We start from the raw sequence: 22976 nt of genomic DNA, 5'->3' as shown, positions 1-22976 counted from the left end.
CATGAGCATCGAATGGCATACGCTGGATCGCGAACCGAATCTGCCGGGGCTGTACGCACGGGCGGCGACACGACGGAAAATCACCGGCACGCAATTGCCTGACGGCGGCTTGCGCTGTTGGGTCGATGTCGATGGCAAACGTCTGGCGGCCTATCGCAAGGTGTGTGGATTCGTCGATGACGGTCTGCTGCCGCCGACGTATCCGCACATCCTCGCCTTCGCCCTGCAGATGCAATTGCTCACTGCCAAAGAGTTTCCGTTTCCCCTGTTGGGGCTGATTCATTTGAGCAACCGCATTCGCGTGTTGCGCCCGATGGGCGGGATCGGTCTGGCGCAAGTCAGCGTTCGCGTGCACAACCTGCAACCGCACCCCAAAGGTGCGACGTTCGATCTGCTGACCACGCTGGATGATCAGCTCGGGCCATTGTGGGAAGCGGAAAGCCAGATGCTCTGTCGCGGCGTCAAGCTTGAGGGCGAGCCGGTCGAACAGACCTGGGAGCCGTCGCAATCGCTGATGGAGGTGGCGCGCTGGAAAGCCCCGGCCGATATCGGTCGGCAATACGCCAAAGTGTCCGGAGACTACAACCCGATTCACCTGAGTGCGGCAAGTGCCAAGCTGTTTGGCTTCCCAACAGCCATCGCCCATGGTTTGTGGAACAAGGCTCGAACCCTGGCGGCGCTGGGCGATCATTTGCCCAAGGCCAACCTCGAAATCGCCGTGCATTTTCGCAAACCGGTGCGCCTGCCCAGTGAGGTGACCTTGCTGGCGAGCGCGGCGGGTTCCAGTGGAGAGTTGCGGCTGATCGGTGCACAAGACCTGGAGCACATGGTCGGGCAGTGGCAACCGATTGCCTGAGCACTCGGAACACCGTTAATTGTGTGTATATCACTTAAGTTTTTCCCAGCCTTTCCCCCTTCGCCGAAAAAACCCGGGCCTTGATTATCAAGGCCTTTTTTTGCGCGGCTATATCGTGGGTATTAGTCCTTAGGCGCTGAACTTCACCCTCTATATAAAGGCGTTAATACCAACTTGAGAATGGCCTGAAACCCGCCCCTGGACTGAGATTGAGCACAACGGTCGAAGGCATCACCGACGACAGATCGGCGAGCCATCGAAGTCAACGAACGTTGTGACAGGTGCAAGGAATTACGATCATGAAAACTCAAGGCGTATGGTGCAAATCGGCAATCGCTCTGGCATTGATTCTCTCCCTTGGCCTCACCGGGTGCAGCAGCGGTGGTGGCGGTCATAAAAGCAGTTCCGGCAGCTCTGCGGCGGACGGTACCGCTGGCACTGGCGGTACGGGAGGCACCGGTGATACTGCGGGCACTGGCGGAACCGGCGGAACCGGTGGCACCGGTGATACTGCCGGGACTGGCGGAACCGGTGGCACGGGTGGTACTGGCGGAACCGGTGGTACAGGTGGCACAGGTGGCACCGATCCGACCAATCCAACCAACCCGACAGATCCGACCGATCCCACCAACCCGACCAATCCAACCACCACCCCGTTGGTCACCACCACACTGGTGCAGGATGTCGGCACCACCGTGGCCGGTGTCGGCGATGGCGTCGGCCAGATCGGCGATTCCCTGAGCACCGTTCCTGTGGTCGGTGGCGTGGTCCAGAGTGCGGCCAACACCGCTGGCAATGTCGTCACTACGTTAGGTAATGGTGTGAGCAACGGCATCGGTAAACTGGCCACCGACCCTAACGGCCTGACCACCACCGTCGCTTCGGTCGGCGGCGTGGTCACCGATGTAGGCAACGGCGTCTCTGATCTCAGCGGCAAACTGACAACGGCAACCGGCAGCGTGCCGGTGGTCGGCGGTGTGGTGACCAAAGTCGCACCGTTGCTTGATGGTGTCGGCGAGAAAGTCACCATGCTCGGCAATACCCTCGACACCACACTGACCAGCGGCCCGACCAGCCAACTGACCAACAAACTCGGCGGTAGTCTGGTGCCGGTGATTGCGATGGTCGAAAGCACCACGGACAAACTCGGCGCGACCACAGGTCTTGGCGATCCACTCAAAGGCGTGGTTGCGCAAGTCGGCGGCGCGGTGAACACCCTGGGCGGCAAGGTCACCGACGCGGGTAACGGCAATGCCTTGACCAACACACTCGGCGGCGCATTGAGCAATACCGGCACCGCGGTGGGCAAGGCCGGCGGTCTGGTGTCCAACGGCACCGGCGCGGGTACTGGCGGTGGAGTGGGTGGTGGCTTGGGCGGTGGCCTCGGCGGCACCGGTTTGCTGCAAACCGTTGGCGGTGCGGTGGTCAACGTTGGCGCAGGCTTGAATGCCGGAAATACCAATGGCGTCGTCAGCGCAGGTGGTGTTACCGCTGTCGGCCTGGGCAATACCGTGGCTTCGCTCAACACCGTGCTGGGCGGATCGGGCACCCCGATCACCGCGACAACTTCACCTCTGGCCACGGTCGGCGCCACCTTGGGCAATGGCCTGAACCCGGTCACCAGCGCTGTTACCAACGTGACTCAACAAGTCGGCGCGGCGACCGGTATCGGCTCACCTGTTGCAGGTCTTACCGGTCAGGTTGGCGGTGCGGTCAGCAGTATCGGCAGCACCATTGCAGCGACCAATAACCCGGTCACCACCGCGGTCGGTGGTCTGGTCACCAACGTCGGCGGCACCGTCGCAGCCGTCGGCGGTCTGGTCAACGGCGGTGCCAGCGGGGGTACCAGCGGGGGTACCACCGGTGGCGGTCTGGGCGGTGTACTCGGCGGTCTGACCGGCGCCTTGGGAGGCAACAAACGCTAAATTGCACCTGGCCGATTCGACGGCCTCACCTACAGCGCCTACGCTTGGTTGAGGGCGGAAGATTCCCACGAGTCTTCCGCTTTTTTCTTAGGAAAAAAACAGCTCTGCGCTGTGATCTGACCATGGAGTGTCCTATGCGCGTAATGGCATCCCTGCTGTTCCTCAGTCTCAGTTCCGCCGCCCTCGCCGACACCCTGCCCAGTTTTCTCAACAGCAACGAAACCATCCGCAACCTGCCTGTGCCGAACCTGCCGGCCGATGCTTATCGCCCGAGCGCCACGCCCGTGCAAGTGCCGGACGCCGGTGCCGCCGCTGCGCAACCGCTGTTGATGGATACCAAGATCAATCTGCAAACCGTGCAGATCGAAGGCGGAACCCTCTACCCGCTCAACGAGCTCGCCGAAATCTATAAGCCCCTGATCGGCCACCAAGCCACGCTCGCCGACCTGATCGAAGCCACGCGCAACATCACTCGACGCTATCAGCAGGACGGTTACCTGCTGTCCTATGCGTTCTTGCCGCAGCAAAACTTCAACGATGGCGTCGCGCGCGTGGTGCTGGTGGAAGGCTACGTGCGGGATGTCCAGATCCAGGGCGATGTCGGCCGGGTCAAAGCGCTGCTCGACAAACTGGCGGCGAAGATCCAGGCCGAACGGCCGCTGACCCGCAAGACCTTCGAGCGTTACACCACGCTGATGACGCGCATTCCCGGCGTGACGATTCAGGCCCAAGTGCCACCACCGGGCACCACCGACGGCGCGACAACCCTGGTCGCCCAGGCCAGCCGCAAACCCTTCACCAGTACGCTGAGCACCACCGAAGACAACCGCAACGGCACCCAGGCTTTGCTCGGTGTCAGCAGCAACTCGCAAACCTCGATGGGCGAGCAACTGAGCCTCAGCGGTTTGTTCCCGCCGGGTGACGATCACGAACATTACTACCGCCTCGACTACAACCAGTTCCTCAATGACGAAGGCGCGCAACTGGCGCTGTCCGCATCACGCTACCGCGCCGATCCCAGTACCGAAGTCCTCATCGACGGCGGTGGTCGACTCAGCACCCATCGAGAAAACGACCGCTACTCCATCGGTTTCACTCTGCCGCTGATTGCCGCCTCCAACGAATTGCTGACCGCCGGCTCGCGCCTGTACGCAGTCGACGACAAGACTCGCTACAACGGCATCAACTTCCCGTTCAGCACCGAGTTCCGCACCGACGTACGCGCTCTGGCCTTCGAAGGCGACTGGCGCAAGGCCGATGCCCGGCAACTGCGCATTCTCAGTGGCGGCGTGTATCAGGGTTTCGACAGCCTGGGCGCGCATACCAACTACGACGACATCGAGCTCGATTTCTTCCGCGTACGCCTGTCCGGGGTGCAGAGCAACAAGTTCCTCGACAACTGGCAAGGCGTGCTGTCGGCCGCGCTGTACTGGAGCGACGACACCCTGCCCGACAGCGAACGCGCGGTGTTCGGCGGGCAGAATTTCGGTCGCGGTTATCCCGACGATCAAGCGTCCGGCGACAAGGGCTGGGGCGTAGCGTACGAGGTCAACTACAGCTTCAACCGCGACGGCAACTGGGTGCGCATCCTGCAACCGTACGTGGTGCTCGACCGCTCGCGCAGCTGGTTCAACGAACTGCCGGTAAAGGCCAACAATCTGTCATCGGCCGCGATCGGGCTGCGGTTTGGCGATGCCAAGTACTACAACATTGCGCTGGAAGCGGCGAAGGCAATGTCGGATGAAGCGCTGGACACCTTCAATCGCCGGCCACGCTACAGCATTAGCTTCAGCTACCAGTTGTGAGCCGAAACACCCAGGAGACTTCGGCAGCGGCGGGTGGAATGTACAACCGGCAGAAATGGGTCGGATTGCAGGCCGCCTTCGCTAGCAGGCTAGCTCCCACAGTTGAACTGGGTGCATCCAGAGAGAAATTGGTCGGCTGTCGGGCCGCCATCGCGAGCAGGCTCACTCCTACAATTGGATTGAGTGCATTCAGTTAAAAATTGGCCGGCTGTCAGGCCGCTTTCGTAGGAACGCCGTCCGCAGCAAACTCGCCCCCACAGAAAAGCCAAAGCAAAACAGCGCACACCGCGCATCGCTACCGCTCCTCACCACTCAACAGGATGAGCGTTAGCTCGGCTGCAGCTCTTGATCTTGATCCACGGGCGACGTCGGAAGGCTGAGTGGAGGGATTGATCCGAGGGTGGGAGCGTAGCGACCGTTTGGCGAAGTCAAACACAGCGAGAGGAGGTGCAGCGAAGCAAACCGTAGGCGCTGCCCCCGGATCGATCCCGGAGCGAAGGAACCCCGAGCCCCAGCGAGCGGGCCGCACGTAGGAGCAAGCCTTTTTGGTTACTTTTTCGGCGTCTGGAAAAAGTGACCCGCCGTAAGGGCGGAACCCTAATCAGCCACACCCGCAGCAACGGATAGGCCCCCCAATCACCCAGCCACATTCCTCGAAGGCTTGGGAAACAAATTATCCAGCGTTTCCAACAACCTGACGTAATAAATCGGCTTGCGAAAAAGATCCACCACCTGCAACCGCAACAGATCACTGACGTCTTCCATATCCGCATGCCCCGACATCACAATCACCGGCAAATGCTGCCGAGAAGTATGCTCACGCAACCGCTTGATCAACGACATCCCGGACTCCTCCGGCATGCGCAGATCAGTAATCACCAGCGCGATATCGGGATGGCGAGTCAGATGATGCAACGCCAGCTTCACCGACGTCGCCGTATGGCAAATAAACCCTTCACCCTCCAGCAACTCCGCCAGCTCCAGCAACGCGTCCTCTTCATCGTCAACCAGAAGCAACTGTTGGCGCGGCAGCGAAGGAGCATTCATGGGCAATCCCTGAAAACTGAAAGTGAACCCGAGTGTAGCGCGGCATCAACCAGGCATCAGCTTCGTTCAGCTCAGGACGGCGGTGCAGGGGCCGTCACGGCAGTGCCGCCCAGTGCCACCAGCAAATTGTTGAACATCACCAGTACCCGGGCGCCAACGGGGGTGACGAACACGATGACCACCACCGCCACCATCGCCACGACAATCGCATACTCGATTGCCGACGCTGCTTCAGTACTGGCAAAGAAGCCGCGGACACGCACTTTCAAATAATCAAAGAGCATCGCAATTCTCCTCGCCAGTCAGGGCCTGGTTACCGCTGTGCCACCCAGCCCGGTCAGAATGTTATTGAAGTAAGCCAACACCCGGTTACCCAGCGGAGTGACAAAAGCCACAACGACTACCGCAACCATCGCCACCACGATCGCATATTCGATCGCCGACGCGGCTTCTTCGTTTTTGACCAGCAAACGGACTCTGGCCATCAAATAATCGAGGATCATCCGACACATACGACTACTCCTTTGCGCCTTTGGCGCCAATGTCACGCTGCAGTGGCCAAGACCCACCGTGCCATTTGAGCATTGTCAACAAACCCCCGCCCAACAACTGTAAGAACGGATTAATCACAAAGGATTAATCACATCGCGAAGTTGCCGATTGCTGCTGTTAATTGGCCAAGACTCATACTTTCGTGAGTTATTTTCCTGTCAGTAATGGCGTTTTGGCTTGAATCAGCTAGCGTGGAAATAGCGAAATAGTTGCATGTTCATAGCTGCCGGATTGGGAACTTCTCTCGTTAGCAAGTGCGGTGGGTAGTGCAGCAGGAAAGGGAGAGCCGTCATGAACAGTCGCGTCACCATGGGCCTTGCAGCCATCCTGTTATTGGGAGCCATTTTTGTCGGTTACTGGGGACTGGTACTCAGTCGTCAACCAGCGCCCGTCGCCGCCGCCCCCGTCGCCCCAACTGTCACCGTTGAAAAAACTGTCGCGATCGCCGAAGACCAGACCCGCCAACCGGTAGTGGTGTTGCTGCACGATGTGCCGCCGTTCACCGCACTGACGGCCGCCGATGTCACGGTGGAAAAACTGCGCAGTGCCCCGGCCGGCAGCTTGAGCAATGTCGATCAGGCCATCGGCCGTACACCTTGGCGGCACCTCAGCGCCGGCACCTGGCTGAATGATGAAAGCTTCAGCGCCGGCGGCTCACTGGCACGCATGATTCACCGCGATGAGCGCGCATTGACCGTGGCGGTCGACGAAGTGATCGGCGCGGCTGGACAACTGATCCCCGGCGATTACGTCGATGTCTTGCTCTACCTGCGCCAGGATTCCAGCAACCTCGAACAATCGGCGCAGATCGTTCTACCGGCCATGCGCGTGCTTGGTGTGGGTGATCAGTACGGCCTGACCAACGACGGCCAACCGGCATCGCCGGCCCTGAGCGCCGATGAAAAACTCAAACAGGATCAACGCCGCATCGCCGCGCGCACCGTAGTGCTGGCAGTGCCGGAACAACTGCTCAGTCGCCTGATGCTCGCCACACAAGCCGGCACCTTGCGCCTGGCCGTACGCAGCAGTGAAGAACAACGCCTGGCCAAGTACTGGGCCGGTGAAAATCAGTCCGCGGCCCATGTCGACACGGCTAACCGACAACTCTTCCAGTTCACCCAACTGGCCATGGGCGCGGCACCGAAAGCGCCCTCCAGCGGCGGCTCCGCTGGCGCTGCACGGCCGGCGGTGGAAATCATTCGCGGCAATCAGATCACCCAACAAAACCCATGACTGCGCAAGGATCCAAGGGCATGCAGAGTCGTTTCAGGCCGACATTCAAAACCATGCTGCGCGCCCTGCTACTGATGGGTCTGTCGATGGACGCTGCGTTCGCGGCGGTCGGCAACTGTTCGGCACTGGGGCGCATGCCGCCGGTGATCGAAATCGGCGAAGGGTTTCAACAGGACGTGCAGTCCCCGGTAGCGATCACCCGTCTGGCGATTGGCGATCCGAAAATCGCCGACGTACACGCCAACGGCAGCTCGTCCTTTCTGCTCACCGGTGTGGCGCCCGGCGCCACCAGCCTGATGGTCTGGACGTCGTGCTCAAGCGAGCCGCGCCAGAGCATGGTGTTCGTGCAGGGCGCCGCCACCGCTGCGTTGAGCAGCAGCCTGCCGTCGGATGATCCGAGCCTGCCGTCGCAAGTGCAGACCGACATCCGTTTCGTCGAAGTCAGCCGCACCAAACTCAAGGAAGCCACCGCCTCGCTGATCGGCACGCGCGGCAACTTTCTGTTCGGCTCGCCCGGCACCCTGCCCCCCATTGATGGCGTGCCGCAGCCACGTCTGCCGGTGGACAACTCGCTGTTCAACTTCTCGTGGATCGGCGGCAAGACCATGGCGATCATCAATGCCCTGGAAACCAGCGGCTTCGCCTACACCCTCGCACGGCCGAGTCTGGTCGCGCTGAACGGTCAGAGCGCAAGCTTTCTGGCCGGCGGTGAAATACCGATTCCGGTGCCCAGTTCCGGCAGCGACAGCGTGTCGATCGAATACAAGGAATTCGGCATCCGCCTGACTCTGACGCCGACCATCATCGGCCGTGATCGCATCGCGTTGAAGGTCGCTCCGGAAGTCAGCGAACTGGACTTCAGCAATGCCGTACAAATCGCCGGCACCACCGTGCCCGCCCTGACCATCCGCCGCACCGACACCAGCGTGTCACTGGGCGATGGCGAAAGCTTCGTCATCAGCGGCTTGATCAGCACCACCAACAGCTCGCAGGTGAACAAGTTTCCCGGCCTCGGCGACATCCCGGTGCTCGGTGCATTTTTCAAAGGCTCACAGATCAAGCGCGAAGAGCGCGAACTGCTGATGATCGTCACCCCGCACCTGGTGCAGCCATTGGCCGCCGACGCCCAGCTGCCATCATTACCCGGGGAAAAACTGCGCAATTACGACCCGAATTTCTATCGCATGTTTTTTCTTGAAAACGGCAACTTCGACAAGCGCAGCGGGTTATCCCAATGAGCCAGAATCTGAGCCAGACCTTTCTCGCCATCACCCGCAACAGCACCGATCTGGAGTGGCTGCAAGGCGCGCTCGCGCCGCTCGGTCAGGTGGTCAGCGCCGGTGGCGGCAGTCTCGACGAATTGCTGGCACTGGTGGACGTGACCTTTGCCAGCCTGGTGTTCGTCGGCCTGGATCGCGAACACGTGGTCGCCCAGAGCGCATTGATCGAAGGCGCGCTGGAAGCCAAACCGATGCTGGCAATCGTGGCCCTTGGCGACGGCATGGACAATCAGTTGGTGCTCAATGCCATGCGCGCCGGCGCCCGGGATTTTGTCGCCTACGGTTCGCGCTCCAGTGAAGTCGCCGGGCTGGTGCGGCGCTTGAGCAAACGCCTGCCGCCCGTGGCACCGAACACGCAGTTGGGTGGCCTCACGGTCATGTATGGCGTGCAGAGCAGTTCCGACGGCGCACTGCTGGCCAACCACATGGCCTCGGTGGTGCAAAAGAGCGGTCAGCAAACCTTGTTGCTCGACCTCGGGTTGCCGCGCGGTGACAGCCTCGCCCTGCTCGGGCTGGAGAGCTCGTTTCACTTCGGCGATGCCTTGCGCCACCTGCGCAGGCTCGACGCCACGCTGATCGACAGTGCCTTCACCAGCGCCGAGGCCGGCTTGCGCATTCTCGCCTACGCCAGCAACGATGAACCGCTGGAAAACACCAGCGCCGCCGAGCTGTACATGTTGCTCAGCGCCTTGCGCCAGCACTTCCAGCACATCGTCGTGAACCTCACCGGGCAGACCGACAGCGAAGCCTTGCGCACCTTTGTCAGCCACTGCGACAAGTTGCTCTGGTACACCGATCAGAACGTGCTCAACTGCCGGCGCAACCTCGCCGTGCTCAATCTGTGGCGGGAAAAAGGCATGAAGCTCGACCACGGACGCCTGCTGATCGACCGCTACCTGAGCAACGTTGCGCCTAATTCGGAAACCCTCGGCAAAACCTTCAACCTGGAAGTGATCGCCACGCTGGCCCTCACCCCGGAAGTGCGCCTGAACGCGAAAAACCAGGGCGTCAGTCTGTTCGAACTGGCCCCACGGGAAAAACTCACCCAGAGCCTGCGCGCCCTCGGTGAAAGGTTAGCGAAACGTTCCGAGGGCCTGGCCAAGCCTAAAGTGACCTGGTTCGACCGCTTGCGAGGCACCTCATGAGCGCAGAAAAACTTTTCGGCGCGGCGCCCCGCAGTGGCGTCGGCAACAGCGATCACGAAGGCCTGAAACTGGTTCTGCATCGCTACATCATCGACGCCCTCGAAGAGTCCGGCAAAAATCTGCTGGAAGGTTCTCGTCAGCAACTCGCACAGTTCGTCACCGACAAAGTCGCCGAGTACATCGCGCGTTTGCACCTGGCGATTTCCCGCTACGAAATGGAGCGCCTGGCCGAAGAGATCGTCGACGAGTTAACCGGTTTCGGCCCGCTGGAAGTGTTGCTGCGCGATCAGTCGGTGACCGAGATTCTGGTCAACGGCCCGCACCGGGTGTTCATCGAACGCGACGGTGTGCTGCACCAGAGTGACCTGCGGTTTATCGATGCGCATCACGTCGAACGCGTGATGCAGCGCATCCTCGCGCCACTCGGTCGGCGCCTCGACGAATCTTCGCCGATGGTCGATGCGCGCCTGCCGGATGGCAGTCGGGTCAACGCGATCATTCCGCCGATAGCCCTCGATGGACCATGCCTGTCGATCCGTAAATTTCGCAAGGACATGCTCAAGAGCAGCGACCTGATGGCCATGCAAACCATCGACCTGTCGATCTTCGAGTTTTTCCAGAATGCCGTCGGCAAGCGCTGCAACATCCTGATCAGTGGCGGCACGGGCACCGGCAAAACCACGCTGCTGAATATTCTCAGCCAGTTGATCAACCCGCACGAACGTCTGGTGACCATCGAAGACGTCGCCGAATTGCAACTCGGCCACCCGCACGTGGTGCGCCTGGAGACCCGTCCGCCGAATGCCGAAGGCCACGGTGAAGTGAAGGCCAGCGACCTGATTCGCAACGCCCTGCGGATGCGCCCTGACCGAATCATCCTCGGCGAGATTCGTGGCGTCGAAGTGGTCGACGTCCTCACCGCGATGAACACCGGTCACGACGGCTCGATGAGCACCGTACACGCCAACAATGCCCAGGATGCCTTGCTGCGTCTGGAAACGCTGGTCGGCCTGACCGGCCGCTCCATCGCCGAACGCACCCTGCGCCAGATGATCTGCGCCGCCCTCGACGTGATCATCCAGTTGACGCGCATGCCTGACGGGCGCCGCTGCGTCAGCGAGGTCGTGGAAGTGGTCGGCATTCGCGAGGACGTCTACGTCACCAACACCCTGTTCCGCCTCGACCGCCGCAGCGGTTTCGGCTTCCTGCGCGAAGCGGTCAATCCGGCCGGCGACAAGCTACGCCACGAGACGCATCTGGGCTGACGGCAAGGAGCACCGAGCATGCTGGGACCGATCATTCTCATCGTTATCTGCCTGACGCTGCTGGGGCTGTCGATTCGCCTGTTTTTGCAGGGGCTGCGCAAGACCGCAACGGAAAAAGTCCTCAATCGACTGGCCGCCGGGCAACCGCAACTGGCTGCCGAAAAACCGGTGTGGGTTGGCTTGGAACGGATGTTTCTGCGCGCAGGGCTGGGCCGCCCGACCGAGCGTTTCGGCCTGTGGCTGAGTCTGTGGGCGCTGGCGATGGCACTGGGTTATTTTCTCGCCGACTGGATCGGCCTGCTGCTGATGATCTTCATTCCGCCCCTGGCGTTACGGCTGTACATCGCCGTGCTCTACCAGCGCCGGGTCAAACGCATGATCGAGCAACTGCCACAGTTGCTTGATCACACCGTGCGCAGCCTGAAGTCCGGGCGCACCCTGAGTGACGCGGTCATGGGCGGCATCGAAGCCAGTGAAGATCCGCTGAAAAAAGCCATGGGCCGGGTCCAGCGCAACGTGCAATTAGGCGTGAACTTGCCGGATGCCGTCAGCGACTTTGCCGAACTCTATGAACAGGACGAACTGCGCATGTTTGCCCTCGGACTGAAGGTCAATCATCGCTACGGCGGCAATGCCAGCGAACTGCTGGAGAACCTGATCAAACTGATCCGCGAACGCGATCAGGGCGCGCGGCAACTGCGCGCCCTTACCGGCGAAACACGCATGACCGCGTGGGTGCTCGGCTCGTTGCCGTTGCTGCTGGTGAGTTACTTCATGCTGACCAACCCCGGCTACATGCTCGGGATGTGGAACGACGCGAGCGGGCAGCACATGCTGATCAGCGCCGCCGTGTTGCAAGTGTTCGGAAGCCTGGCGCTGTGGCGCATGTTGCGGAGCGTTTGACATGGTCTGGCTCGCGGCTCTGATGTTGCTGCTTGGCGCCTTGATGCTGGTGATCAATCACCTGCTGGTGGAGCGCCGTCGAGTGCGCCAGGTCAACCAGCGCCTGCAAGGACAACTGGTGCGCGAGAACCGCTTCGGCAGCTGGTTGCGCGCATTGGGCAGCAGTAAGTTCGGGCAACGCTCGGTGAGCATCGACAGCGAAACCCAGACTCTGCTCAACCGTATCGGCTGGCGCCGCGCCAACGAGCGAGCGCTGTTCGCGGCCTGCCAGATCGGCACGCCGTTGCTGACATTGGGCCTGGCGATCTTTCTGCAAGAAGTGTTTTTCCCCCAGGCCAGCAACCGCTGGATCGTGCCGATGCTCGCCACCGGCGGCGGCTATCTGCTGCCCAAACGTCTGCTGGCTTACGCAGCGACGCGGCGGCAGAAAACCATTGCCGTGGAGGTGTCGACCTTCATTCCGCTGCTGCGCATCCTTTTCGAATCCGGCATGGCCGTCGAACAAGCCCTGCGGGTACTCAGCATTGAAGCGCAAAAACTGCTGCCGGAACTGACCAGCGAACTGCGCCTGATTCTGGCCCGTGTCGACAGCGGCCTGGAACTTGGCCAGGAGTTGAACAAAGCGGCGGTGATGCTCGCCGTAGATGAATTCAGCGACACCTGCGTGATCCTCCAGCAACTGATTCAACAGGGCGGCGGCGCGATGAAGTCGCTGCTGGCGCTCAAGCAACTGCTGGATGACCGCCGCCTGACGCGCCTGCAGGAATACATCTCGAAAATGTCGGCGAAGATGTCTGTAGTGATGATGCTGTTTCTGTTTCCGGCACTGCTGATCGTCCTCGCCGGCCCGGGCTTCACCGCCATTGCCCGCGCGTTTGCCAACTGACCTAGCTCATGGAGAGCGTTTGATGAAAGTACTGATAGTCATGGCAAGTCTGTTGCTGCTCGGCGGTTGCGCCACCGACGGCCAGGCACCGTGGACGGCGCTGCTGTCACCGAGCAGTTGCAGCAAAATGACCCAGGAGCAGGAGCTGGCCCTGAACCTCGCGGACGACCTCGCCAACGACGGCAAACTGCACGCCAGCCTGGCCAACCTGCAAAGCCTGCCGGACAACATCAGCGAAGTGCGCCTGCGCAAAGCCAAGGTCTATCGCTTGCTCGGCCGCAGCGAAGCCGAGCCGCTGTACCGCGGCCTGCTCGGCGGCTGCCTGACCGCCGAAGCCGAACACGGCCTCGGCCAACTCTACGCCGCCCGTGGCGACAACGGCCAGGCCCAGGCCCACCTGCAACGCGCCGCGCGCCTGGCGCCCACCGACGAAAAAATCCGCAACGACCTAGGCGTGGTCTATCTCAACCAACTGCGCCTGAACGACGCCCGTTTCGAATTCCTCACCGCGATCGAACTCAAGCAGAACAACCAACTGGCGACCCTGAACATGGTCACCCTGTTGCTGTACCAGAACGACTGGCCACAAGCTGCCGAAATCATCAGCCGCGCGAAACTGACCCCGGAACAATTCACCGAAGCCCAGCAACGCGCAGAAAAACTCAAAGCCCCGGTCAAGACCAAACCAGCCACCAGCAATCAAGTGGCCGCCGTCGCTGACCCGTTACCGTCATCGCTCAAGTAAGGAGACAGCCATGCATCCCTTAAAAGGTCTCTGCTACCTGACCCTGCTCAGCCTGCCCCTCAGCGCCGCCGCCATCGACGCCGGCCCCGCCTCGGCGCAACAACAGGAGACCGAAGGCTGGCTGGTCCTGCAAAGCCGCAACAAAGCCGCCTCGCCCAAGCCACAAACGGCGACCGCGACCGAACGGGATCTGGCGATGCAGCGGTGGCTGAAGAAGTACAAATATGAGATTCCGGATTTTTATGATCCGGATGCGGGCGGGAAGATCGAGAGCAAGAATTAGTGATGGGGTGACCTTGCGAGCGCTTTCGCGAGCAGGCTTTCGGTATCGATTTTCGGATGGATGAGAAACATCGTGCTGGGCTGGCGGGGTTTTGCAGATTCGGGGCAGAGGTAGAAATCCAGAGCGCGTTTGATGGCTTCGCGGTTCTTGACGAGGTCGTCGGCGCGGATGGCATCTTCGAGCGGGGTGGTGGGTTCGGTGGGTGGGTCGGGGATCAGTTTGTCCATATCAACTCCTACTTGGCTGAGGAGCCAACCTTTGTCGTTTCCACACGACAAAAGGTGGCAGCTGTACGCAGGGTGGAAAACCGATAAGTAGGCAACCGGCCAGACCGAAGCCTGCCCGCGCACAGCCGCCGCGACACAGTTTGCAGACGAAAGAAGACGCCGACAATGATTGCGGTAGCGATGCAACGCATCTACTTGAAATTCAGGTTTCCACACCCGGTCGCTGAATTGGCAGCGACAGCCAGAGACTAGAGAGTGCACGTCCGACGGACAACCTGAAAACCATGTGGGAAGGTTCCGGTTATCTGGCACACATTTAAACAGCCAAAAGCCCACCCTCACCCTAACCCTCTCCCAGAGGGAGAGGGGGACTGACCGAGGTGTTTGGTAGAGGTACGCCGCCGTGAAATATCGAGTTGAACTCAGGCTTTGAAAAACACACAAATCGGCCCCCTCTCCCTCGGGAGAGGGCTGGGGTGAGGGGCGAATCCAACGCAAATCAAAAGCCGCCCCCCCTGCGCTCTCCCACAGCTGAAATGCATTTCAAAATGTGGCAGCAAGCCTACTCGCGAAGAACGATGACACAGTTTGCCTGCCGAATCAGGCCTGCGGATCCACCCGATCCAGCGCCCGGTTTACCGCCAGCTCAGCCAGCATGACGATCTGCTGAATCGCCAGCGCGGTATTGCGCTCGGGCCGGGCCAACTGATCGGCAAAGTTACCGGCCAGCGTGTTGGCCGAAGCCAGGGATTCGCAGGCGTGGGCGAGCAGGCTTTCGGTATCGATTTTCGGATGGATGAGAAACATCGTGCTGGCTTGGCGGGGTTTTTCAGGTTCGGGGCAGAGGTAGAAATCGAGAGCGCGTTTGATGGCTTCGCGGTTCTTGACGAGGTCGTCGGCGCGGATGGCATCTTCGAGCGGGGTGGTGGGTTCGGTGGGTGGGTCGGGGATCAGTTTGTCCATTGAAACAACTCCAAAGTCTTTGCCGCCACCCACTGCCATTCTCACGGGGCAAAAGGTGGCAGCTGTATGCGGGGTGAGAATACCGGTTATGGACACCCGGCCAGACCGAAGTCTGCCCGCACACAGCCGCCATGACACATTGCAGACAGCAGACAAGCTGGCGGCGATTATGCGTGCACAAAGACTTGATGACCATAAATTGCCGGGTTCTCACACCCGATCGCTGAGTGTTCAGCGACAGCCAGAGACTAAAGAGCGCACGTCCGACGGACAACCTGAAAACCGTGTGGGAAGGTTCCGGTTATCTGCAACAAATTTAAACAGCCAAAAGCCAACCCTCACCCTAGCCCTCTCCCAGAGGGAGAGGGGACTGACCGGGGTGTTTGGTAGAGCTACGCCGACGTGAAATACCGAGTCGAATTCAGACTCTGAAACAGATCAAAAGCCCCTCACCCTAGCCCTCTCCCAGAGGGAGAGGGGACTGACCGGGGTGTTTGGTAGAGGTACGCCGACGTGAAAGACCGAGTCGAATTCAGATTCTGAAACAGATCAAAAGCCCCTCACCCTAGCCTTCTCCCTGAGGGAGAGGGGACTGACCGAGGTGTTTGGGAGAGCTACGCCGACGTGAAATTCCGAGTCGAATTCAGATTCTGAAACAGATCAAAAGCCCCTCACCCTAGCCCTCTCCCAGAGGGAGAGGGGACTGACCGAGGTGTTTGGGAGAGCTACGCCGACGTGAAAGACCGAGTCGAATTCAGACTCTAAAACAGATCAAAAGCCCCTCACCCGCTCCTAACCACTCAACAGGATGAGCGTTAGCTCGGCTGCAGCTTTTGATCTGCTGGCCCCTTCGGCAGGCTGAGTGGAGGGATTTATCCGGGGGTGGGAGCGCAGCGACCGTTTGGCGAAGCCAAACACATCGAGAGGAGGTGCAGCGAAGCAAACCGTAGGCGATGCCCCCCGGATAGATCCCGGAAGCGAAGGAACCCCGAGCCCTAGCGAGGGGCCGAACGCCGGGGCCCAGCCTTTTGGTTACTTTTTGGCGTCTGAAAAAGTGACCCGCCGTAAGGGCGGAACCGCCAGCCGCAACACCCAAAAAAACGGATATACACACCAAACCCCAAGAACCTGGTCGGCCCACAGGCCGCCAAGTCAATGCGCCGTAACCCGCTGCCGCGCAGCAGAAGCACTCGGCGACAAAGCCAGAGCCAACTGCGTCCGATTATGCATATGCGTCAACCGCAACACCTGCGAAACATAAAGCTTCACCGTGTTCTCGGTAATCCCCAACTCACAGGCAATCTGATAATTGGTCTGCCCCTTGCCCACCAACCGCGCCACATCCAATTGCCGCGGCGACAACTGATTGAAAATCGCCGGCATCTCCTGCGTCTCAGCCTCAGCAGACTCACCCCCCAATCCATCGCGAGCCACCGACGAAGGACTACGCCGTACCTTGTCCAGATCCTGATAAAGGTCATCAATCGACTCAGACAGATACTGCAACTTCTGATTCAAATGCCCCAGTTGCAGATTCTTCTGCCGTTCCTGCAGAGCCGCCTCCTGTCGCCGCACACCTTCGAGCAATTCATCCAGATCAATCGGCTTCTGATAGTAATCAGCAATCCCGGCACGCAACGCCTTGATCACATCCTGCTTGTCGGCACGCCCGGTGAGCATGATCGCCTCAAAAGCCCGATGCTTGCCCGCCAGTCGCTGCAACGCCTGAATCAACTGAATGCCATCCATGTCCGGCATGTGCAGATCACTCAGCACCAGACCGATTTCCGCGTCCTCAGTAAAACGCTCGATCGCCTGCAGACTCGATTCGCACGGCACACAGCGATAACCGCTACTTTCAAGAAACTCGCACAGCTCCTCAACAATCAACGGCTGATCGTCGACCACGAGGACTTTTACCGCAGACGTAAGCTTGTTCACGTGCTACTCCATGTGCCAGGCCAAAGCTGACCATTCCTGTACTGCCAGCCTTTGGCTGTATAACCAGTTCCTTTGAAAGTAGACGTACTTTCCGACTATGTACATAGGACTAGTGGCGCTTGGCGACTAGTGGATCCAAAGCATGACAAACACGGCCCCCACCAACACGAACGGTGCAAATGGCAGCTTTTTTGACTTATCTGGCGCCAGATATCGCAGACGATCTCTAAGCCCTTGACTCATATGGAGCCAGACTCTTGGCGCCAGCAGCAGCCAGACCACACTGGCAAACCCTGCGCCAATAAACACGCCAAGAATGAACAGACCGTCCGTCGCAAGGCCCAGAGCTGTCATTAATTTCACATCGCCGGCACCCATCCGGCCCATGAAAAAACCCGGAAGGGTCAGCGCCAGAGCGATCAGGCAAGCCCAACCGCCCTGCCCCGCATCAGCGCCCAGCCAAGTGCTGCCGGTCCACAGCAGCCAGATCAGCGCCAGCGCGGCGACGCCGAAGGTCAGCCCATTGGCGATGCGTCGCTGGCGCGCGTCTTGCGCCGCGCACAGCCCCAGCCAGATCAAGAGGACAAAACTGTACATCGGGTAAAAACCGTCCATTTTTGCGGAATGATTCTATGCTGATACTACGCAGTGACAGTCAGGGTAGACGCACTCATGAAAACCGGCTTTCGGAAGTCGCAAAAAGGTGCGGTGGCGATCGAGTTCGCCTTGGTGTTCATCATCTTTTTCGCCGTGTTCTACGGTCTGGTCAGCTACAGCCTGCCGTTGGTGATGATGCAATCGTTCAATCAGGCCACGTCCGAAGCGGTACGCCGCAGTGTCGCGGTCGACCCCAACACGCCCGACTATTCAACGGTCGTGCTTAACACCGCGAATGCCACGCTGACCCAGCAATTGTCCTGGATTCCGCCGGTCTTCAACCTGGTGGTCGGCGTTGATACCAGCAGCCAATACAGCGCGTCAGGCCTGCTGACGGTGCGAGTGGATTATCCAGTCAGCAAGTTGAATCAGGTCATGCCGTTTCTGGTGCTTCCGGTCGTTGGCACAGTGCCCAGTCTGCCCACCTATCTGACCGCCAAATCGAGTCTGCAATTTTGACGTCGGGGGACAAACTGTTCGGGCGCTTGCTCAAACGCACACCGCCCGCCGCCCATGAGTTGCCCGACCCTCTCGGCTCACCCGCAACAGGCTTGCACCTGTACCTGAACGATGACGGTGGCGTGCTGCAAATGGCTGGGCCGTTGCGGCATCTGCTGGCGCAGTTCAAGCCTCACGATCACCCTTTACCGCTGAGCGCCTACCTGCTGCCGCACAGCACACTGGCCATCGAAGGTCGACCAAGGGAATGGCAGGGGCTGCTGCTTGATCTCGACTTCTTCGGTCTGGGCGAGCAAACCGTGCACCTGCGTGGCTGGGTGCAGCCGCAGGGTGAAGGCTGGCTGATGCAGTTGATCGATATCGCCGACTTGCTGCTCGAACGTCAACAATCGCGTCAGCGGGATGCCTGCCAATTGATTGCCGGGCAGATCAGCGAACAGTTACGCGCGTGCAGCCAGTGGCGTTTGCCGGTGATCGTCAGCGAACAATTGCAACTGATCGCCCAGCGCTGGCATATCCCTTGTGTGGCCCTGGCCTTGCTCGATGACGAGCAACAGGGTTGGCAAATCTATCGCCAGTATCGCGCTCACGATGCGCCGAATCTGTGGCATGACCAGCAGCGTCTGGGCACGCCGCTGGACAGCCTGAACGGTGTCGCGCCACAGCGTGTCGGCGCACACCATGGCCTCGACGAACACTCGCGGGTGCAAGTCCTGTTCGGCAATGCCGAAGGTTTCGCGGTGCCGTATAGCGATGAACGCGGCGTGGTGGCTTGGCTGCTCTGCGGTTTTTACTCCGTGGACAGCGCCGCGCCGTACCTGACCGAGCGCGACTGGATCGCACTGGTCGGTGCACTGGCCGGGCCTTTACTGGGGCGTTTGCGTGAACAGCAACATCACCTGCAACTGGAACGCATCGAAGCGCTGCAAACCCTGCTGGGCACCGGCTGGTGGGAGATCCTTGCAGGCGACAACAACATTCAATTGGCGCCTGCGCTGGCCGCAGCCCTGAAGGTGAACCCTGGCGGATTATCGCTGGAAGACTGGCTGAGGCAAATCCATCCCGCCGACCGTGAAGAGCTGCGCAGCCGTCTGCAAGCCTTGCAGCAACAGGGCGAAGCCCTGACGCTTTCGGTGCGTCTGAGCAGCGATGATCCCGCGCAGGCCCCCCTGTGGTATCGCGTGCAGGGCCAAGTGATTGGCAGCGGCGAGTACCGCCGGTTGGTCGGTTTCATGCTCGATATCAGCGACATTCAGAACCAGCACCAACGAGCCGCTGCCGCACATGCACGGCTCGACAATCTGATCGCCAGTTCGCCCGCAGTAATTTACGTCCAGCAGTACCACGACGGTGCACTGATTCCGGCGTTCTTCAGTGCCAGCCTGCATCCGTTGCTGGGCTGGAGCCTTGATGATTGCGGGAACGGGGCCTTGGTCGAAATGATCCACCCCGAAGACCGTGACCTGTATTTCGCCCGCAGTCGCCAGCTGTTGCGCGAAGGTTCAGTGCGCGCGCGTTATCGGCTGCGCGATCGTCACGGTGAATATCACTGGCTGCTCGATGAAGCCAAGTTGCTGCGCAATGACCTGGGCCTGCCCGTGGAAGCAGTCGGTCTGTGGCTGGACGTCACCGAGGCGACCCTGGCGGCCGAGCAGGTGAAAAAGAGCGAAGAGCGCTATCGGATTCTGGTGGAGGACTCGCCAGCGATGATCTGTCGTTATCGCCCGGACCTGATTCTGACCTTTGGCAACCGGCCGCTGGCGAGGTATCTGGAATGCACGCCGGAGCAACTGCCAGGGGTCGATCTGGGCAGTTGGATGTCCGAGGAACAACGCGCCGCATTCGTCCAGCGTCTCGGATCACTGACGGCGGAACAGCCGGTGAGCACCGCAGAAATCAGCCTGCAACTGCCCGGCCGCGAACACGCCTGGTGGGTCTGGTCCGATCGCGGTGTATTCGATGAACACGGCCAATTGATCGAAGTGCAAGCGGTGGGCCGCGACAACACCGAGGTGCGCCGCTCGCAGCAGCAACTCACGCAAAGCGCGAAAATGGCCACCCTCGGCGAAATGGCCACCGGCCTGGCCCATGAAATCAATCAGCCGCTGAACGTCATGCGCATGGCCATCGTCAACGTGCTCAAGCGTCTGGGCAATGGCGATGTGCAGGTCGACTACCTGACCGACAAACTCAACCGCATCGACGCGCAGGTGCAGCGTGCGGCGAAAGTGGTCGATCACATGCGCGTATTCGGCCGGCGCTCGGAGATCGAGCAGCAACTGTTCAACCCCGCCTCGGCCATTGAAGGCACGCTGTCGCTGCTGGCCGAGGGCATGCGCGGCAAAGGCGTGGATTTGCGCATCAGCGAGACCGGGTTCGAGGTCCAGGTGCGCGGCTACGTCGATCAGCTTGAACAGGTGTTGATCAATCTGATGGTCAACGCGCGGGATGCGTTACTGAGCAAACGCGAGAAGGATTCATCCTTCAAACCGTGGATTTCGATCTATGCCGAACGCGATGAACAGTGCGTGCGGCTGTGGGTCGAGGACAACGGTGGCGGTATCGATCCACGCTTGCTGGAGCGGATCTTCGAGCCGTTTTTCACCACCAAACCGATCGGCGTCGGCACCGGTCTGGGATTGTCTGTGAGCTACGGCATCATCGACAACATGGGTGGCCGGTTGAGCGTGCGCAACTCGGTGGAGGGCGCACGGTTCTGCATCGAATTGCCGGTTGCCGTGGACGCCTAGATCACCAGATAGGCCTTGCCGGTCTGGCCGCAGGTCATGTTGGCGCCGACGTCGACGTCCATCAGATTGATGCCCAGACCTTTGAGCAGGTTGTTCAGCAGCGGGTCGAGCAATGGGCTGACCAGATTGGTCACCACTGGCAGTAACTTGCTGGTGACATCGCTGATCAACGAGGCGACGCCGGTAACAACGGCACCCAATGGATTGCTGCCCTGGGGTTTGTAGACGATCAGGTTGATGCCGGCGAGGGTGTTCGACAGGCTGCCGACGATGTTGTTGGTGGGTGCGGCTGACTGAATGCTTGGGGGCAATTTGAGGTTGGCCGGGGTGGCGAATGGCGTGGCGCTGGAGAAGACCAGATCCTGAGTGTTTTGCGCGACGCTGGTGTCGAGCATGATGCCGATGCCTCCCGCGCCGAAAGGGACATGGGTGGCAGGATCACAGGTGCCGAGCAGCAGGATTTTGTGACAGGTGACGATCCCCAGATCGATCAGCGCCAAGGGTGCCACCGTGGGTTCGGCCGCCGAAGAGAAGGCATTGGTCGGATCGATCTTGCCGAGTTTCAAATCAGCGATGGACGTGATGGTATGCGCGGTCAGGCTCTTGGTGCCGGTGGTGCCCGTCGGACAGCTGTAATCGGTGACATAACTCTTGGCGCCGCCGGCATCCAGACTGATGTCGATTTGCGGTGATGGCAGCAATTGTGGATCAAGTTGCTCACAACCGGCGCCCAACAGGCACAGGACTGAATTGAGCGTACTGACCAGATTCAGACTCAGTAGTGCATTGAGGGTCGGGGTCAATCCACCGACCAGCCCCAGCACGGCATTGGTCAGCCCGGTGACGCCGCTGAGCACCGGCAGACTGACTGACACCAATGTGCGCACCTGCGCCGTACGCACATAAATCCGGTCCGCCCCGGTCGGGTTGACCTTGGCCCGCGCCGGATCGCCAATCGCAGAAAACTGCGGCGGTTCGATCACTTTCACCCGCACCGTGACATTCGCCAGCCCGAGCACGCTGATCGGCAATGTCGCCGCCACCGCACTCTTGCTGTTGGCCAGTTGCACCACGCCCTGAATCAGTTGCAGCAGTTGCAGATTGGCGTCCAGCCCTGCCGCCGTGGTGCCAGTCTGCAGTTGCAGGATGTCGCCGAGTTTGACCGGCGCGGCATTGATTGCCGCGACCTGCAATTGGCCCAGTGCAGTGATCACCTGGGCGGTCGCGCCATTGAGCTGCACCACCGTCGCCGCCGCCTGAATCAGTTGCGTCACGGTCGCCTGGGTGTTGAGCAACTGCGTGTAATTGCCCGCCGCGACGTTGAGATTGATCGCCAGTTGATCAAGGTATTTGAGCAAGTTGATGTCGGTGTTCAGCAGGCCATCCCAGCCCAGAGCCGTGAGATTGACGTTACCGCCCAATAATCCGGAAAACAGTGGATTGAGGATGTTCGACTGCGCCGTATCGATGCTGGCCAGGGTGCTGCGAATATTCAGCTGGGCCACCGTCGGCTGCGGTTTGGCGGCCACCGCCGAGGCATTGAGCGTGGTATTGAGACTGACCGGTGTGCCGCTGAACAAGGCCTGTACACCACCGGCAAAACTGCTGGTCACCGTGCGACTGGCGACGACTTTGACCGCTGCCGCTTGCGTGGCATCCACTGCGAACGTGCGCAGGCCGGTGGCGGCCGTCACCAAGGTGCCGCATGTGGTGGCGAGGGTGTTGCTGGCATCGACGAGGTAGCCATTGCGCACCGCGCTTTGCCCGGCATAACTGGCGGCGCTCAGGCCCGGCAGGCAATTACCGCCACGGCTGACGGCTTCGAGGGCGGCGTTGTCGACCACGCGCTGCAATTTGCGTTGTTCCATGTACAGGCGACCGGTGTCGACCACCAACAGCAGCATCACCACCGCCAGACTGAGGGTGGCCGCCGCCATCAAGCCAATCGCCCCGCGCTGCCGGGCCGGGCTGTTGAATCGCGAACGAGGCGACATGGCGCACTCCTTTGCCGCTAGCTCCATTGGTGCAACTGAGTGTAGACGCGCAATCCCCGG

At 60.4% G+C, this 22976-nt stretch carries 20 protein-coding genes and 1 pseudogene; 13 read left to right on the top strand and 8 right to left on the bottom strand.

Annotated elements, in window-relative coordinates; genetic code table 11:
* Window position 1: 1 nt before the first annotated feature.
* The 3 genes from ACZZ0A_RS29095 to ACZZ0A_RS29085 all read left to right on the top strand — a co-directional run bounded on the left by ACZZ0A_RS29095 (window position 2) and on the right by ACZZ0A_RS29085 (window position 4586).
* Window positions 2-856: a MaoC family dehydratase gene (locus tag ACZZ0A_RS29095; protein WP_463544060.1), complete on the top strand. Its 855-nt coding sequence runs from the start codon at window positions 2-4 to the stop codon at window positions 854-856.
* Between the two features lie 299 nt (window positions 857-1155).
* Window positions 1156-2781, top strand: a complete 1626-nt coding sequence (locus ACZZ0A_RS29090) for a collagen-like triple helix repeat-containing protein (RefSeq protein WP_463544059.1) — start codon at window positions 1156-1158, stop codon at window positions 2779-2781.
* 134 nt (window positions 2782-2915) lie between these two features.
* A complete protein-coding gene (locus tag ACZZ0A_RS29085) occupies window positions 2916-4586 on the top strand; it encodes a ShlB/FhaC/HecB family hemolysin secretion/activation protein (protein WP_463544058.1) in 1671 nt (556 codons plus the stop codon).
* Between the two features lie 636 nt (window positions 4587-5222).
* Here the strand turns inward: ACZZ0A_RS29085 and ACZZ0A_RS29080 are convergent.
* The 3 genes from ACZZ0A_RS29080 to ACZZ0A_RS29070 all read right to left on the bottom strand — a co-directional run bounded on the left by ACZZ0A_RS29080 (window position 5223) and on the right by ACZZ0A_RS29070 (window position 6145).
* On the bottom strand, window positions 5223-5633 hold the full coding sequence (locus ACZZ0A_RS29080; protein WP_463544057.1) for a response regulator: 411 nt from the start codon (window positions 5631-5633) through the stop codon (window positions 5223-5225).
* A 71-nt stretch (window positions 5634-5704) separates the two neighbouring features.
* Complete coding sequence (locus ACZZ0A_RS29075; protein WP_007914651.1) at window positions 5705-5917, bottom strand: Flp family type IVb pilin; 213 nt, start codon at window positions 5915-5917, stop codon at window positions 5705-5707.
* 18 nt (window positions 5918-5935) lie between these two features.
* Window positions 5936-6145 carry a Flp family type IVb pilin gene (locus ACZZ0A_RS29070; RefSeq protein ID WP_007914649.1) on the bottom strand — a complete coding sequence of 70 codons (210 nt, stop codon included), beginning with the start codon at window positions 6143-6145 and terminating at the stop codon, window positions 5936-5938.
* Between the two features lie 331 nt (window positions 6146-6476).
* Here ACZZ0A_RS29070 and cpaB point away from each other — a divergent pair, with 331 nt between their 5' ends.
* From cpaB to ACZZ0A_RS29030, 8 genes are read left to right on the top strand one after another with little or no spacing between them, the layout of a single operon-like run.
* On the top strand, window positions 6477-7418 hold the full coding sequence (gene cpaB / locus ACZZ0A_RS29065) for a Flp pilus assembly protein CpaB (RefSeq protein ID WP_007914647.1): 942 nt from the start codon (window positions 6477-6479) through the stop codon (window positions 7416-7418).
* A 20-nt stretch (window positions 7419-7438) separates the two neighbouring features.
* A complete protein-coding gene (locus tag ACZZ0A_RS29060) occupies window positions 7439-8656 on the top strand; it encodes a type II and III secretion system protein family protein (RefSeq protein ID WP_414893248.1) in 1218 nt (405 codons plus the stop codon).
* Window positions 8653-9843 carry an AAA family ATPase gene (locus ACZZ0A_RS29055; RefSeq protein WP_095114394.1) on the top strand — a complete coding sequence of 397 codons (1191 nt, stop codon included), beginning with the start codon at window positions 8653-8655 and terminating at the stop codon, window positions 9841-9843. Before ACZZ0A_RS29060 ends, ACZZ0A_RS29055 begins: the two co-directional genes overlap by 4 nt.
* Complete coding sequence (locus ACZZ0A_RS29050; protein WP_463544056.1) at window positions 9840-11108, top strand: CpaF family protein; 1269 nt, start codon at window positions 9840-9842, stop codon at window positions 11106-11108. Before ACZZ0A_RS29055 ends, ACZZ0A_RS29050 begins: the two co-directional genes overlap by 4 nt.
* A gap of 18 nt (window positions 11109-11126) precedes the next feature.
* The gene (locus ACZZ0A_RS29045) at window positions 11127-12011 is read left to right on the top strand and encodes a type II secretion system F family protein (protein WP_007914640.1); all 885 of its coding nucleotides are present in this window, start codon (window positions 11127-11129) and stop codon (window positions 12009-12011) included.
* A gap of 1 nt (window position 12012) precedes the next feature.
* On the top strand, window positions 12013-12897 hold the full coding sequence (locus ACZZ0A_RS29040) for a type II secretion system F family protein (protein WP_007914637.1): 885 nt from the start codon (window positions 12013-12015) through the stop codon (window positions 12895-12897).
* A 22-nt stretch (window positions 12898-12919) separates the two neighbouring features.
* Window positions 12920-13642: a tetratricopeptide repeat protein gene (locus ACZZ0A_RS29035; RefSeq protein WP_095114391.1), complete on the top strand. Its 723-nt coding sequence runs from the start codon at window positions 12920-12922 to the stop codon at window positions 13640-13642.
* Window positions 13643-13652: 10 nt separating this feature from the next.
* On the top strand, window positions 13653-13925 hold the full coding sequence (locus tag ACZZ0A_RS29030) for a DUF3613 domain-containing protein (protein ID WP_007914635.1): 273 nt from the start codon (window positions 13653-13655) through the stop codon (window positions 13923-13925).
* 20 nt (window positions 13926-13945) lie between these two features.
* Here the strand turns inward: ACZZ0A_RS29030 and ACZZ0A_RS29025 are convergent.
* From ACZZ0A_RS29025 to ACZZ0A_RS29010, 4 genes and pseudogenes are all read right to left on the bottom strand, one after another.
* Window positions 13946-14152, bottom strand: a pseudogene (locus tag ACZZ0A_RS29025) (hypothetical protein); the annotation flags it as partial.
* A gap of 600 nt (window positions 14153-14752) precedes the next feature.
* Window positions 14753-15115, bottom strand: coding sequence for a DUF6124 family protein (locus ACZZ0A_RS29020; protein WP_123376376.1), 363 nt, complete (start codon window positions 15113-15115; stop codon window positions 14753-14755).
* Window positions 15116-16267: 1152 nt separating this feature from the next.
* Window positions 16268-17056 carry a response regulator transcription factor gene (locus ACZZ0A_RS29015; protein WP_463544055.1) on the bottom strand — a complete coding sequence of 263 codons (789 nt, stop codon included), beginning with the start codon at window positions 17054-17056 and terminating at the stop codon, window positions 16268-16270.
* A gap of 126 nt (window positions 17057-17182) precedes the next feature.
* Window positions 17183-17653, bottom strand: coding sequence for an A24 family peptidase (locus ACZZ0A_RS29010; RefSeq protein ID WP_176472353.1), 471 nt, complete (start codon window positions 17651-17653; stop codon window positions 17183-17185).
* A gap of 75 nt (window positions 17654-17728) precedes the next feature.
* On the opposite strand from ACZZ0A_RS29010, the gene ACZZ0A_RS29005 reads away from it, so the two are divergent.
* Entirely contained in the window at window positions 17729-18172 is a 444-nt protein-coding gene (locus tag ACZZ0A_RS29005) for a TadE/TadG family type IV pilus assembly protein (RefSeq protein WP_414893245.1), read from the top strand.
* Window positions 18169-20922, top strand: coding sequence for a PAS domain-containing protein (locus ACZZ0A_RS29000; RefSeq protein ID WP_463544054.1), 2754 nt, complete (start codon window positions 18169-18171; stop codon window positions 20920-20922). Before ACZZ0A_RS29005 ends, ACZZ0A_RS29000 begins: the two co-directional genes overlap by 4 nt.
* On the opposite strand, the gene ACZZ0A_RS28995 is transcribed toward ACZZ0A_RS29000, so the two are convergent.
* Window positions 20919-22916, bottom strand: a complete 1998-nt coding sequence (locus tag ACZZ0A_RS28995) for a pilus assembly protein TadG-related protein (RefSeq protein ID WP_007914629.1) — start codon at window positions 22914-22916, stop codon at window positions 20919-20921. The two genes, ACZZ0A_RS29000 and ACZZ0A_RS28995, sit on opposite strands and share 4 nt — an antisense overlap.
* Window positions 22917-22976 lie beyond the last annotated feature (60 nt).

The sequence above is a fragment of the Pseudomonas sp. AC242 genome (assembly GCF_979258655.1).
This window is presented reverse-complemented; position numbering and strand designations above follow the sequence as displayed.

What these genes read in the sequence shown, in the direction of transcription:
- ACZZ0A_RS29095 (WP_463544060.1), top strand. Translation starts at nt 2, where the DNA reads ATGAGCATCGAATGGCATACGCTGGATCGCGAACCGAATCTGCCGGGG.
- ACZZ0A_RS29090 (WP_463544059.1), top strand. Translation starts at nt 1,156, where the DNA reads ATGAAAACTCAAGGCGTATGGTGCAAATCGGCAATCGCTCTGGCATTG.
- ACZZ0A_RS29085 (WP_463544058.1), top strand. Translation starts at nt 2,916, where the DNA reads ATGCGCGTAATGGCATCCCTGCTGTTCCTCAGTCTCAGTTCCGCCGCC.
- ACZZ0A_RS29080 (WP_463544057.1), bottom strand. Translation starts at nt 5,633, where the DNA reads ATGAATGCTCCTTCGCTGCCGCGCCAACAGTTGCTTCTGGTTGACGAT.
- ACZZ0A_RS29075 (WP_007914651.1), bottom strand. Translation starts at nt 5,917, where the DNA reads ATGCTCTTTGATTATTTGAAAGTGCGTGTCCGCGGCTTCTTTGCCAGT.
- ACZZ0A_RS29070 (WP_007914649.1), bottom strand. Translation starts at nt 6,145, where the DNA reads ATGTGTCGGATGATCCTCGATTATTTGATGGCCAGAGTCCGTTTGCTG.
- cpaB (WP_007914647.1), top strand. Translation starts at nt 6,477, where the DNA reads ATGAACAGTCGCGTCACCATGGGCCTTGCAGCCATCCTGTTATTGGGA.
- ACZZ0A_RS29060 (WP_414893248.1), top strand. Translation starts at nt 7,439, where the DNA reads ATGCAGAGTCGTTTCAGGCCGACATTCAAAACCATGCTGCGCGCCCTG.
- ACZZ0A_RS29055 (WP_095114394.1), top strand. Translation starts at nt 8,653, where the DNA reads ATGAGCCAGAATCTGAGCCAGACCTTTCTCGCCATCACCCGCAACAGC.
- ACZZ0A_RS29050 (WP_463544056.1), top strand. Translation starts at nt 9,840, where the DNA reads ATGAGCGCAGAAAAACTTTTCGGCGCGGCGCCCCGCAGTGGCGTCGGC.
- ACZZ0A_RS29045 (WP_007914640.1), top strand. Translation starts at nt 11,127, where the DNA reads ATGCTGGGACCGATCATTCTCATCGTTATCTGCCTGACGCTGCTGGGG.
- ACZZ0A_RS29040 (WP_007914637.1), top strand. Translation starts at nt 12,013, where the DNA reads ATGGTCTGGCTCGCGGCTCTGATGTTGCTGCTTGGCGCCTTGATGCTG.
- ACZZ0A_RS29035 (WP_095114391.1), top strand. Translation starts at nt 12,920, where the DNA reads ATGAAAGTACTGATAGTCATGGCAAGTCTGTTGCTGCTCGGCGGTTGC.
- ACZZ0A_RS29030 (WP_007914635.1), top strand. Translation starts at nt 13,653, where the DNA reads ATGCATCCCTTAAAAGGTCTCTGCTACCTGACCCTGCTCAGCCTGCCC.
- ACZZ0A_RS29020 (WP_123376376.1), bottom strand. Translation starts at nt 15,115, where the DNA reads ATGGACAAACTGATCCCCGACCCACCCACCGAACCCACCACCCCGCTC.
- ACZZ0A_RS29010 (WP_176472353.1), bottom strand. Translation starts at nt 17,653, where the DNA reads ATGTACAGTTTTGTCCTCTTGATCTGGCTGGGGCTGTGCGCGGCGCAA.
- ACZZ0A_RS29005 (WP_414893245.1), top strand. Translation starts at nt 17,729, where the DNA reads ATGAAAACCGGCTTTCGGAAGTCGCAAAAAGGTGCGGTGGCGATCGAG.
- ACZZ0A_RS28995 (WP_007914629.1), bottom strand. Translation starts at nt 22,916, where the DNA reads ATGTCGCCTCGTTCGCGATTCAACAGCCCGGCCCGGCAGCGCGGGGCG.